We start from the raw sequence: 12,650 nt of genomic DNA, 5'->3' as shown, positions 1-12,650 counted from the left end.
CTCCTGAGGTAAATGACATTAGGTAAAGGGCATCTTCATTCGACATCATGATGTCGAATGAAGATGCGTGGATTCGACAACACTCGAAACACGTCCTGTGATATTGCTCAATCGTGTCTACAGAGAAACACAGACTTCCTTGGCTCAAGGGCGCCAGGCCAATGGATGATCCGCATTGAGCACACCATCTTCATCCCAGTCGCTCCAGCCACTGAAAGGAATAGGGGCGTCACTGCCGAGCCGCTTCAGGCGGCGTATCCAGCCTGCCTTCTCATCTTCCAGGTGGGCGCGAAATTCGCTCTCGTCCTGATAGCTGACACCACTGCCCTGTATACCGTAGATGACATGCGGCGGTAGCACCGTCATACCTAGGTAATACAGTGAGCAATGCAGAGGCCACAGCAATGTTGCCATGTCGCCGCCGCGGCCATGACGAGTGAAAGCAGGTGCCGGTGAACCGGCAGTCAGAGAGGCCATCACTCGCTTGCCAGAAAAATAGCCACGGTCGTAACGCATGCTGCCGGAATAGGTGCCGCCATAGACCATGACACGGTCGAACCAGCCCTTGAGCATGGCGGGCAGTCCATGCCACCACAGCGGAAACTGCAGAATCACTAGATCGGCGCGTTCGATACGCTGGAGCTCGCGTTGTACGTCGCTGGGCAGAGTGCCTGCCTGAAATGCCTGGCGTTGTTCGGTCAGGGGCAGGAAACGATCAGGCTCGATGCGTTGTAGATAGTGTGCTGGATGCTCGACAGGATCGAAGCTCTCGGCATAGAGGTCCGATACTTCCACTTGATGGCCGAGATCTTCCAGGGTGGAGACTGCCAACTCTCTCAGGGCGCCGTTGAAGGATTGGGGCTCGGGATGGCAGAACACGATTAGAACCTGCATGACATGACTCCGCTATGGAAACTCTGCATAAATGTCTGCGCTACTCAATCACTGGGCTATAGCCGCCATCCATGGCGGCTACCCTTCGGGCCATCCTGAAGGATGTTCTAATTCGCTCCCGGCGAATTGGTGCGCGGTGCTCACCATCCTCACCTATACCCCATAGGCTCCAGTTGTTGTGCTCCGGGCGCCTTGCGACCCACATGGATGTGGGAAGTGCGATGGTTCGTCGGGAACGAACATAGCCGCTTGAGTATGCTCGTCGATTTATTTAGTGGTTCCCTGAGAATGGTCAGTACAGGCTAAGCTGTGCAGTAAAGAACGGGAATTGCATAGATATGCCAATGGAGTTTGCATGAATGAACAGCTGCGTTGGGACGACTTGCGCATCATTCAGGCCATTGTCTCAACGGGGACGCTGGCCGGAGCAGGACGTCGGCTCGACACCAGTCATGCCACGGTATTCCGGCGCTTGAATGCGATTGAGGCCCGCTTGGGCGTCGCGCTGTTCGAACGTTCCAGGATGGGGTATGTGGCTACTTCTGCAGGGGAGGACCTGTCGGCGGTGGCGGCGCGTGTCGAAACCGAGATCATCGCAGCAGAGCGGCGTGTTGCAGGGCGTGATTTGCGTCTTTCCGGCAGCGTAAGGGTGACGACAACGGACACGCTGATGATGGGGATATTGTCGCCATGTCTCGCGGACTTTCGTGCCGAGCACCCGGATATTGCGCTGGAAGTTGCGATTTCCAATCGGCTGTTCAATCTTTCCCAGCGTGATGCGGATGTAGCGATTCGCCCTTCTGATTCACCACCGGAACACCTGGTTGGGCGCCGGGTCGGACGTATTGCCCAGGCGGTCTATGGCCGAAGGGATCTACCCGCCAAGGATTTCCATGATGCCGACTGGGTTGGCCCGGATCGCCACCTCGGCTATGCCGCGCTGGAGCGCTGGATGACGAGAGCCGGTGTTACCGAGCGTTGCTGTTATCGCGTCGATACCTTGCTTGGCATGCTGGCAGCGGTTCGGGATGGCCAGGGGCTGGCGGTATTGCCTTGCTACCTGGCAGATGCCGAACCATCACTGTGCCGGTTTGGCGAGCCTATCCATGAGCTTGCCACCGATCTGTGGCTATTGACGCACCCTGACTTGCGCCGGGTGGCACGTGTCCGTGCCTTCATGACTTTCATGGCCGATGCTTTGGCAGCCCGGTCGATGCTGCTCGACCTAGATGTCGATTCTCTGGGGCTTCATTCGAAATAACAGTGAGGCACAGCCAAGCTGGGCCAGCTACTTTTCGAATAGCAAGGAGGGATGATCATGCAATACATGCTGATGTGCTGTATTGAGGAATCACTTTGGGAGGCATTGCCAGAGACTGAGCGGGCTGAAGTCATGGAGGATTACAACATCCTGATTCAGGACATGGTGACCAGCGGGACGTATCGCGGTGGTGCGCGTTTGCAGTCGACGGTCAGCGCGACCACTTTGCGCCAGCGCAATGGAGAACTGACGATGGTGGATGGGCCTTTTGTCGAAAGTCGGGAGCAACTGGGTGGCTTTCATGTGGTGGAATGCCGTGATCTTGACGAAGCACTGGCCCTGGCACGGCGTATCCCGCCACTGCGTGTCGGAGGGGCGGTGGAAGTGCGGCCGGTGGATCCGGCGTATCGGCTGTGAACCTGGACACGCTCTACCGGCGTGAGTATGGGCACCTGCTGGCCGGACTGATTCGCCGCTTTGGTGATTTTTCCCTGGCCGAGGATGCGCTGCAGGCTGCCTTTGAGGCGGCAATGGTCCAGTGGCCCAAGGAAGGGCTTCCAACAACGCCGGTATCCTGGCTGTCGGCCACGGCGCGGCATAAAGCGCTGGACCAGTTGCGTCACCGCCAGATGCGCGAGCGCAAGTCGAATGAACTGGTCAGTCATATTGAACTGCTGCTCGCAGGTGACCCTGATGAGCCGGAACCTCTGGACAGCCTGCGGCTGATGTTCACCTGCTGCCATCCAGCTCTGGGGCGACCGGCGCAGGTTGCCTTGACGCTGCGCACACTCGCCGGATTGACCACCGAGGAAATTGCTCGGGCTTTCATGGTGCCAGTGCCGACACTGGCCCAGCGTCTGGTGCGAGCCAAGGCCAAGATTCGCGATGCCGGCATTCCGTTTGACGTGCCCGATGGTGATGCCCTGAGCGAGCGCCTCGACTCGGTATTGGCCGTGATCTACCTGATATTCAACGAGGGCTACGCCGCCAGCCAGGGGGAGCGCGTGGTGCGGGATGACCTGTGCCGACAAGCGATAGAGCTGGGGCGCCAACTGGTAGGGTGGCTGCCGGCAGAAAGCGAGCCGCGTGGCCTGCTGGCCTTGATGCTGTTGCACCACTCGCGGCGGGATACTCGGACCGATGAGGCAGGGGATCTGGTACTGCTGGAGGATCAGGACCGGTCACGCTGGGATAGCGAAGCAATCGAGGAAGGCATGGCCCAGATCGGCCTGGCAATGCACAGCGCCGTTCTGGGGCCCTATACATTGCAAGCGGCCATCGTTTCTCATCATGCCAGGGCAGCAACGGCGGAGGAAACGGATTGGCGGCGTATTGCAGCGCTCTACAGCCTGCTTTATGGCATGCAGCCGAGCCCTGTTGTGGCACTCAATCGTGCTGTGGCAGTGGCCATGGCCGATGGCCTGGAGCAGGGGCTGGCTCTGCTCGATCAGGTTCATTTGACAGACTATCACCTGCTGCCGGCCACCCGCGCTGATCTGCTGCGTCGTCTTGGGCGTTTGCCTGAGGCCGCCGAACAATATCGTCAAGCCCTGAGCCTAGTGACTCAGGAGCCAGAGCGACGTTTCCTTGAGCGGCGCTTGGCGGAAGTCACGGGAGGCTGAGAGAATGATTGGACTAGCCTGATAAGCAGGTCTGATTGCGATCAAGGAGGATGGAATGATCCAGGTACATCGGCAGAGCTATCCTTCTTCGGTTTCCGGCAAGCGTATTGCGCTGACCCTGGGGAGTGGTGGCGCACGTGGCTATGCCCACATAGGCGTGATCGAAGAACTGCTGGCACGGGGCTATGAGATCACCGCGATCGCCGGTTGTTCCATGGGCGCGCTGATCGGGGGGATCTATGCCGCCGGACAGCTTGAAGCCTATCGCCAATGGTCGGAGGAACTGAGTACCTTCGGCGTGCTGCGCCTGCTGGATGTGACCTTCGGTTCCATGGGAGCCATGCATGGCAAGAAGGTCATGGGCAAGATCGAGTCATTCATCGGCGATATCCAGATCGAGGACCTGCCGATTCCTTTCACTGCTGTTGCCACTGATCTGGTGCGCCAGCGTGAGGTGTGGTTTCAGCGAGGTTCCCTGCTCAAGGCTATCCGAGCATCCATTGCCATCCCCGGGGTGTTCACGCCGGTAGAAGATGAGGCTCGTTTTCTGGTGGACGGAGGATTGCTCAATCCCCTGCCGATCCTGTCCACGGTATCTGAAGAAGCCGACCTGATGATGGCCGTCAATGCGACAGCCATCAATGCAGCGAATGTGACGCTTCGGGATTTACTGCCCGAAGAAAATGCCGAGGCTGAATCCAGCTCAAATTCCCGTTCAAGGTCATTTGCAAAGTCCAGTGCAAAGCGCCTGTTTCTTGGAGAGCTTCGTCGAAGTGGGCGGCATGACCCCTTGAAGGAGGCGAGTGATGATGTCGAGGCGCATGAGCTAAATGATGATGAGAAGGAAGAAGCCACCCATCGGCTATTGGCTTCGGTGCGTCGTACCGCTGAGGCTGACCGTGCCGAACGCGGCGTAGTGGCGTTGGGCAAGAAGGAGTGGAGTCGGTTGGCGATGATTCTGATGTCCTTCGATGTCACCCAGGCTGCGCTGGCACGCTACAAGATCGCTGGGTGTCCGCCGGATATTCTGGTGGAGATACCCAAATCAGTATGTGGATCCTTTGAATTCCATCGTGCCCATGACCTGATTCGCCTGGGACGCCACTTGACCAGCCAGGCGTTGGATCGCCTGGAGCGCTATACGGACGGTTGATGGAAGTGTGCCTGATAAGCAAGCGTCAGTTCGCTGGACTGATGGCTTACCGGGTTGAGCGGCGCAGCAATATGTATACCGCACCTGTGCCGCCGTCAGCATCGGTAGCGGAGCAGAAGGCGAGAACGCTGGGCCACTCCCGCAACCACGCATTGACATGGCTCTTGATCACCGGGTAATCGGTGGTGGCCCCCCAGGCCTTGCCATGTACCACCAGCACACAGCGCTGCCCTGATGCATAGCTATCACGCAGGAAACTTTCGAGCTCGACGCGTGCCTCCTCCAGGGTATAGCCATGCAGGTCGAGTCCTGCTTCCCAGGAAATTTCACCGCGCTTGAGCTGACTGCGGGTGCGATAAGGCAGATCGGGCAGGGCGAAGTCGAGATATTCCGATGGGCGCACGGCTTCAACACGCCCATCGGAAGTACGACCTGTGACGCTGTTGTCAGCACTGAGGGCAGCGGCACGACGTGCCGCTGCTGCGGGATCCTGCTCACCATCGGCACGGCGGCGCTTGCCAGTATCAGCCTGGTTGGTCTTGATGCGTCGTACGCCAGCCTGTTTCAGGGCCTGACGAAAGGCATTGATGTCATCATCGGGCGGAGGCTGGTGTCGACTCATGGGCAATGCTGAACTGGGTTTTGGCAGGGCTGCACAGTATAACGTGGCAAGGTGGCGGCGATAACCGCTTCTTTGCGGACTCTTCCGTTCGTACAGATTGCGTACGAGAACAGCAATCGTGCAGGGTTTTCGCTACAATCTCGAACGCGGTCGGGCTAGCTGATCGCTTATCGTTAACCCTATCGACAGGATTGCCCCCTTGGCCGATACCGCTTCCAATGCCTCTACGCTGGTGCTCGATGACAAAGCCCTGGCCGAAGGCCTGATCACTCTGCGCGATTGCTTACGCTGGGCCACCAGTGAATTCCATCTGGCCGGCCTGACATATAGCCATGGTACGGACTCTGCCTGGGACGAAGCTGTCGCCTTGATACTCGGTGCCCTGCACTTGCCCTGGGACGTGGATCCCAGCGTGCAGGAAGCGCGTCTGTTGCCGATGGAGCGGGAGCGTATCGTCTCCCTGGTTCGCGCACGTATCAGCGACCGTCGACCGCTACCCTACCTGCTGGGCGAGGCATTCTTTGCTGGCTTGAGCTTTGCGGTGGATGAACGCGTGCTGATTCCGCGCTCGCCCATTGCCGAACTGATCGAAGATGGCTTCCAGGCCTGGTTTCCCGAGGAGCCGCCGGCACGCATTCTGGACCTGTGCACGGGTTCTGGCTGTATCGGTATCGCCGCGGCCCATTACTTGGCGACAGCTGAATTGGACCTGGCGGATATCAGCCAGGATGCGCTGGCCGTGGCCCGGGCCAATATCTCCCGCCATGATGTAGGACGCCGAGTACGTGCAGTGCATAGCGATGTCTTCGATGGCCTGCAAGGGCAGCGTTATGACCTGATCGTATCCAACCCCCCGTATGTCGATGCGCGTGATCTGGCCAACATGCCGGCAGAATTTCGTCATGAACCAGGGCTGGCGTTGGGGGCAGGAGATGATGGCTTGGATATTGTGCGTCGCATCCTGCGCGAGGCTCGTGAGCACCTTACGGATCGTGGTGTGCTTATCGTCGAGGTGGGCAATTCCGACCACCACCTGGAAAAGGCCTTTCCTGAAGTGCCTTTCCTGTGGCTCGAATTCGAGCGTGGCGGCCAAGGGGTGTTTGCCCTTACCGCTGATGAACTCGACGCCCATGAGGCGTCCTTTGCTTCCTGAAATGGCTCCCTGAAACCTGTTGATGAGAAATTCAGGCCGAACGACTGAGGAACGCCCATGTCTGGCAATACTTTCGGCAAGCTGTTCACTGTAACCACCTTCGGCGAAAGCCATGGTCCTGCACTGGGGGCTATCGTCGATGGTTGTCCCCCGGGCATGCCTCTGTGTGAGGAAGACCTGCAGCATGACCTGGATCGCCGTCGTCCGGGAACATCCCGTCATACCACTCAGCGTCGCGAACCGGATCAGGTAAGGATTCTGTCTGGCGTATTCGAAGGTGTCACCACCGGCACACCGATTGGCCTGCTGATCGAGAATACCGATCAGCGCTCCAAGGATTACGGCAAGATCAAGGACCAGTTCCGGCCAGCGCATGCGGACTATACCTATCATCACAAGTACGGTATCCGTGATTACCGAGGCGGAGGGCGTTCGAGTGCCCGGGAGACTGCCATGCGTGTGGCAGCTGGAGCCATCGCCAAGAAGTACCTGGCTGCCCAGGGCATCCAGGTGCGTGGTTACATGAGCCAGCTGGGTGACATTGCCATCGAGTTGCGTGACTGGGAGGCGGTGGATAGTAATCCCTTCTTCTGCCCTGATCCTGACAAGCTGCCGGAACTCGAGGCCTACATGGATCAACTGCGGCGTGATCAGGATTCGGTAGGGGCTCGCGTGACTGTCGTAGCCGAGGGCCTGCCGCCTGGGTTGGGTGAGCCGATCTTTGATCGCCTGGATGCTGAGTTGGCCCATGGGTTGATGAGCATCAATGCAGTGAAAGGCGTCGAGTTCGGCGATGGCTTTGGTGTCGTGACTCAGCGCGGCAGTGAGCATCGCGATGAGATGACCCCTGAAGGCTTCCTGTCCAACCATGCTGGCGGTGTGCTGGGGGGAATTTCCAGTGGTCAGACGCTTATCGCTCATCTGGCGCTCAAGCCAACTTCCAGCATCACCATTCCCGGACGTTCCATCGACGTGCATGGAAATCCCGTGGAAGTGGTCACCAAAGGTCGCCATGATCCCTGCGTTGGCATTCGTGCCACTCCCATCGCCGAAGCGATGATGGCGTTGACCCTGATGGATCATCTACTGCGTCATAGAGCACAGAATCTGGAGGTAGAAGTGTCGACTCCGCGCCTACGCTAGGTCATTCTGAAGACGAGTCATTCCAGATACGCAGTCAGTCTTGCCAGACTGGCTGTAATGGACTGCTACACTCAGGGTACCGGGATACAAGTCCAGATGGCCGGTACTATAGACCGGTACCATAGGTAGATGAAGAGGCCGCCATGAAGATCAATGTCGAGTTCGACCTCACCCCCGAGGAGTTTCGCCAGGCGCTGGGCCTGCCCAACATCGAGGCATTCCAGCAGGATCTGCTTGACCGGATTCAACGCCAGATGGAATCCGGAGTGGAAGGCTATGATCCAATGAGCCTGATGCAGCCTTTTCTCCAACAGCCCGCATTGCAGCAAGGGCTTTCCCAAGGGCTGGCCAGCTTTGGCAACTATCAGAAAATGATGCTCGATATGCTCACCCAGGCAGCCAGTCGTGCCCGTACGAGCAGTCACGAAAACCATGAGGATGATACTGCCACAGACGACAGTGCCGCCAAGGCAGCATCGGCGAGCCGATCCTCAGCCTCGGCCAGTTCTCGCACCAAGCGCAGCAGCTCGACACGTAGCAGGAGCAGCAAGTCCTGATACGCAAACTGGCAGTGATATGGAGGCTGTCAAGGAAGGGCTCGGGATTTGGCTCCTGTCATGGAATTGTCATTGCGGGTATGCCAGACTGAAGTTTGCTGCGATGCAGCACAATCATTTCCCTGATGGTTCACGACTTGACCGATTGCAATCCCACAGGCCATTACCACTTGATATCAGGAGGATAAGGCCATGCAAGACAAGGTATTCGAAAACTTCAATGAGCAGACCCGTCAGTTCTTCGAGCCGATGCGCAAGCTCAATTCCCTGATGCTCGACAATATGGAAAAGTTGTCGCAGCACCAGATGGAATCAATGAAGCGCTATAGCCAGATGGGCACCGAGCGCATGCGCGATGCGACAGAAATTGCCGATACTGAGGGACTGCGCGACTTCACTACCCGCCAGGCTGAGATGCTCAACGAGCTGTCCTCGCAGATGCTGGAAGATGCACGCACCATGAGTGAGATGAGCCTGGAGTTCAAGGCTCAGCTCGAAGCCTTGCTTGCCGAGTCCGGCCAGGCGTTTGTCGATCAGGTTTCCCAGATGGGCAATCAGGCCAGCGAGGTCGCCCAGCAGATGGGAGAGCAGGCCAGTGAAGCCGTCCAGAAGGCAGCCCCGAAATCCAGCCCTGCACGCGCTTCCAGTCGTCGCAAGACATCTTCCTGAGCACAATTTCTGACTCGCAGGCAGAACCGATGCGACAGGGAGGTTGCGTCGCGCAGAATTCCATCAACAAGAACCCAGCTTTCGTGTGTGCAGGAGGTGGCAATGTTGTCTGGTGACCCGAAGATGTCACAGGATGCAGCTCAGGAGTGGAGCGACCAGTTATCTGCCTTTGGTGAGCAGTATCAGGCACTGATGGAAGACATGCTGGGCCGCATGATTCCCAGTGAAGCAGCCGATGCCGTACTGGAAGATATCCGCAACAGCTTTCAGGCGGGGGCAGAGTCGCTGATGAACAATCCGACTCTGCTGTGGGAAACACAAACCAAGCTACTGCAGGACCAACTGGCGCTGTGGCAGCAATCCATGCAAGTGGCTAATGGGGAAAGCGCTGGAGTATCCCTGGCACAGCCACCGAAGGGAGATCGTCGTTTCAAGGATGAGGCCTGGACCACCGAGCCTGCTTACAACGCCATCATGCAGCAGTATCTGCTGTTCTCCGAGACAGTGGAAAGGCTGGTCGGACGCCTGGAAGGCATGACGCCGGGCGACAAGCGCAATCTGTCGTTCTATGTGCGGCAGATGGTCAATGCCATGTCGCCCACCAACTTCGTTTCCACCAACCCGGAAGTCATGCGCAAGACGCTGGAGACACGAGGCCAGAACCTGGTCGATGGCCTGGCACGCCTGCGGGAAGACCTGGCCAACTCCGCAGAAGGCCTCAACGTTACCATGACCGACCGCAAGGCCTTCGAAGTCGGCAGGAATATCGCCATCAGCCCTGGTGCGGTGGTGATGGAAAATGAATTGATTCAGCTGATCCAGTACACACCGAGTACCGAGAAAGTCTTCAAGACGCCATTGCTGATCATCCCGCCGTGGATCAACAAGTACTATGTGCTGGACCTGCGCCCCGAGAATTCCATGGTCAAGTGGCTGGTTGACCAGGGGCACACCGTATTCCTGATTTCCTGGCGCAATCCGGGACCTGCCCAGAGTGACCTGACCTGGGCAGACTATATGCAGTTTGGCCCTATTGCGGCGCTGGAAGGTATTGAGCAGGCGACAGGCGAGAAATCGGCCAATTTCCTGTCCTACTGCATTGGTGGAACCCTGGCGGCTTCTACTCTGGCTTATCTGACCAGTACTCGTCGTGGACGCAAGGTCAAGTCCGTGACCTATATGGCGACGCTGCAGGATTTTCGCGACCCGGGCGAGATTGGTGTCTTTCTCAGCGAGCCTGTATTGCAGGGTATCGAGTCCAAGCTGGAGAGGGATGGCTACCTGGATGGGCGGGTGATGGCCTATTCCTTCAATCTGTTGCGCGAGAATGATCTGTTCTGGTCGTTCTATGTCAGTAACTATCTCAAGGGGGAAGAGCCGGCAGCCTTCGATCTGCTGTACTGGAATACCGATGGCACCAATCTGCCGGCAGGAACCCACGGTTGGTACCTGCGCCACCTGTACCAGGAAAATCGCCTGGTCGAGCCGGGTGGTGTGGAGCTTGATGGGGTCAAGATCGATCTGCGCAAGGTCTCTACCCCAAGCTACTTCGTTGCGACCCGGGAAGACCATATTGCCAAATGGAACAGCAGTTACTACGGTGCATTGCTGCCTAAGGGGCCGGTCACGTTTGTCCTTGGAGGATCCGGTCACATTGCCGGAATCGTCAACCCTCCGCACAAGAACAAGTATGGCTACTGGACCAATGATGAGCTGCCGGAGAGCCACGAGGCATGGATGGCGGGAGCCGAAGCCCATGAAGGGTCCTGGTGGCCACACTGGCAGGAATGGATGATCGGTAACGGCTATGTCGATGCAGACAAGATGGTGGATGCCCGCCAGCTGGGGGATGGGGAGCTTCCGCTGCTGGAGCCTGCCCCTGGTCGTTACGTCAAGCAGAGCATTCCTGACGTGTTGGGGGAATCAACGCAGAACGGGTGAATTTGACGCATAACAAAGCCCGGACTCTGGTAGCCAGAGTCCGGGCTTTTTACGTTGGGACCAGTCAGAAGTCCGTCGATGGATTTGGCTTCAGGGCTTGTCGTATCCGGACGGAGGTTGTGCTGATGAACCGGTCTTGGCAGTACCAGAGCGGCGGTAGATCAATCCCGGCAGCACCATCAGGGCCGCGAGGAGCCACACTGGCCAACTCCCGGTGCGAGTGAAAGGCGTCAGTCCTTGCATGGCCTGTACCTGACCGTCGAGGCGGGCAGTTTCGAACTGGGGCGCCTGGTCGAGGATATTGCCCTGGTCGTCGATGATGGCGGTGATGCCATTGCTGGTGCCACGAATGACGTAACGACCATTTTCCAGTGCGCGCAGGCGAGCCATTTCTAAGTGCTGGTGAGGGCCAAGGGAGTCACCGAACCAACTGTCGTTGGACACGGTGAGCAGAATGTCTGACTGACGAGCACGGCTGGCCACCAAGTCGGAGTAGATGATCTCGTAACAGATGGCGTTGCCGAGGGTGTAGCCTGCAGCATGAATCGGCGCTTGTTCGCCTCTTTCCGGGGTCATGGCTGGCATGGGCAGGTCGAAGAAGGCAATGGCCCCGCGCAGCAGATTCTCCAGTGGCAGGTATTCACCGAAAGGCACCAGGTGGGCCTTGCGGTAGTGGCCACTGGCATTACCCATGCCTACCACGGCGTTATAGAAATTGCCGTTCTCGTCACGCTGCAGGATGCCGGTGATCAGGGCGGTATCCGGGGACAGTGCCGCCTGGGCACGAGCCAGGACGGGTTCGGCCTGGTCCTCGAACATGGGCAGGGCGGCTTCGGGCCATATCACCATGTCTGGAGTGTTGCCGTTCCTGTCTCCCTTGACACCGAGCTGGGTGGTCAGGCCGAGATAGGTATTGACGGCCTCGCGCTGGCCCTCGGCACTCCATTTGATTTCCTGTGGCAGATTGCCTTGCAGCAGGCTGACCTTGAGGGGCTCGCCCTTGTCGGTGGTCCAGTGGTTCGGCAGCGCCAGGGGAATCAACCACGCGACGGCCAGTGGGGCGAGAGCCAGCCAACGGCCACGACACGCTTGTACGAACAGGGCACCGCTCAGGGCGACAACCAGAGAAAGCAGGTAGACACCACCAATGGGAGCCAGGCTGGCCAGAGGTGAGTTTACCTGGCTGGTGCCAAGCAGCAGCCAGGGAAAGCCGGTGAACAGCCAGGTACGCAGCCACTCCATCAGCACCCAAGCGCCGGCAAAGGTGAGCACGCTGAGACGTTGGCCGCAGAAGCGACGATACAGGCCGAGGGGGACTGCAATGAACAGTGCCATGCAGACCACGAACAGGCTGGTCAGGAAGAAGGCCAGGGGTGCGCTGGTGTAGCCGTACTCGTGGATCGAGACGTATACCCAGGATGCCCCGGTGCCGAACAGGCCCAGGCCGTACATCCAGCCGCGTAAGAAGGCTTGACGACCGTTTTGGCGAGAGAGACCTGCATACATCAGGGCAGCTGCAACAGGAGCCAGCCACCAGTGGGAAAAGGGGGCAGAAGCCAGGGTTGTCAGGCCACCGGCAATGATGGCGGCGGCGTAACTGGTCCGGCCGCTGAACAGACGCTCCAGCATGTGGAT

General features: G+C 58.4%; 12 protein-coding genes. 9 read left to right on the top strand and 3 right to left on the bottom strand.

Annotation, left to right across the window (positions count from 1 at the left end; all coding sequences use genetic code 11):
- Window positions 1-144: 144 nt before the first annotated feature.
- A complete protein-coding gene (locus Q1K07_RS16880) occupies window positions 145-894 on the bottom strand; it encodes an NAD(P)H-dependent oxidoreductase (protein WP_300313598.1) in 750 nt (249 codons plus the stop codon).
- A gap of 355 nt (window positions 895-1,249) precedes the next feature.
- Between Q1K07_RS16880 and Q1K07_RS16875 the strand changes: the two genes are divergently transcribed.
- The 4 genes from Q1K07_RS16875 to Q1K07_RS16860 are packed head-to-tail and all read left to right on the top strand — an operon-like array spanning window position 1,250 to window position 4,930.
- Window positions 1,250-2,155, top strand: a complete 906-nt coding sequence (locus tag Q1K07_RS16875) for a LysR family transcriptional regulator (RefSeq protein WP_300313597.1) — start codon at window positions 1,250-1,252, stop codon at window positions 2,153-2,155.
- A 57-nt stretch (window positions 2,156-2,212) separates the two neighbouring features.
- Entirely contained in the window at window positions 2,213-2,572 is a 360-nt protein-coding gene (locus Q1K07_RS16870; protein WP_300313594.1) for a YciI family protein, read from the top strand.
- Entirely contained in the window at window positions 2,569-3,777 is a 1,209-nt protein-coding gene (locus Q1K07_RS16865; RefSeq protein WP_300313592.1) for an RNA polymerase sigma factor, read from the top strand. Before Q1K07_RS16870 ends, Q1K07_RS16865 begins: the two co-directional genes overlap by 4 nt.
- A gap of 55 nt (window positions 3,778-3,832) precedes the next feature.
- Window positions 3,833-4,930: a patatin-like phospholipase family protein gene (locus Q1K07_RS16860; RefSeq protein WP_300313590.1), complete on the top strand. Its 1,098-nt coding sequence runs from the start codon at window positions 3,833-3,835 to the stop codon at window positions 4,928-4,930.
- A 46-nt stretch (window positions 4,931-4,976) separates the two neighbouring features.
- Here the strand turns inward: Q1K07_RS16860 and Q1K07_RS16855 are convergent, their stop codons facing one another.
- A complete protein-coding gene (locus tag Q1K07_RS16855; RefSeq protein WP_300313587.1) occupies window positions 4,977-5,552 on the bottom strand; it encodes a Smr/MutS family protein in 576 nt (191 codons plus the stop codon).
- Window positions 5,553-5,751: 199 nt separating this feature from the next.
- On the opposite strand from Q1K07_RS16855, the gene prmB reads away from it, so the two are divergent.
- The 5 genes from prmB (at window position 5,752) to phaC (ending at window position 11,015) form a co-directional block, all read left to right on the top strand.
- Complete coding sequence (prmB, locus tag Q1K07_RS16850) at window positions 5,752-6,705, top strand: 50S ribosomal protein L3 N(5)-glutamine methyltransferase (RefSeq protein ID WP_300313585.1); 954 nt, start codon at window positions 5,752-5,754, stop codon at window positions 6,703-6,705.
- 57 nt (window positions 6,706-6,762) lie between these two features.
- A complete protein-coding gene (gene aroC / locus Q1K07_RS16845; protein WP_300313582.1) occupies window positions 6,763-7,848 on the top strand; it encodes a chorismate synthase in 1,086 nt (361 codons plus the stop codon).
- A 143-nt stretch (window positions 7,849-7,991) separates the two neighbouring features.
- Complete coding sequence (locus Q1K07_RS16840; RefSeq protein ID WP_300313581.1) at window positions 7,992-8,405, top strand: hypothetical protein; 414 nt, start codon at window positions 7,992-7,994, stop codon at window positions 8,403-8,405.
- Window positions 8,406-8,597: 192 nt separating this feature from the next.
- Complete coding sequence (locus Q1K07_RS16835) at window positions 8,598-9,074, top strand: phasin family protein (protein WP_300313576.1); 477 nt, start codon at window positions 8,598-8,600, stop codon at window positions 9,072-9,074.
- A 102-nt stretch (window positions 9,075-9,176) separates the two neighbouring features.
- Window positions 9,177-11,015: a class I poly(R)-hydroxyalkanoic acid synthase gene (gene phaC, locus Q1K07_RS16830; protein ID WP_300313573.1), complete on the top strand. Its 1,839-nt coding sequence runs from the start codon at window positions 9,177-9,179 to the stop codon at window positions 11,013-11,015.
- 90 nt (window positions 11,016-11,105) lie between these two features.
- Here phaC and lnt read toward each other — a convergent pair whose 3' ends face one another.
- Window positions 11,106-12,644 carry an apolipoprotein N-acyltransferase gene (gene lnt, locus Q1K07_RS16825; RefSeq protein ID WP_300313570.1) on the bottom strand — a complete coding sequence of 513 codons (1,539 nt, stop codon included), beginning with the start codon at window positions 12,642-12,644 and terminating at the stop codon, window positions 11,106-11,108.
- Between the last annotated feature and the right edge of the window lie 6 nt (window positions 12,645-12,650).

It is taken from the genome of Halomonas sp. (assembly GCF_029263665.1).
In the GTDB taxonomy this organism is placed as follows: domain Bacteria; phylum Pseudomonadota; class Gammaproteobacteria; order Pseudomonadales; family Halomonadaceae; genus Halomonas.
The sequence above is the reverse complement of the archived record's forward strand: the minus strand, read 5'-3'. Positions and strand labels throughout refer to the sequence as shown.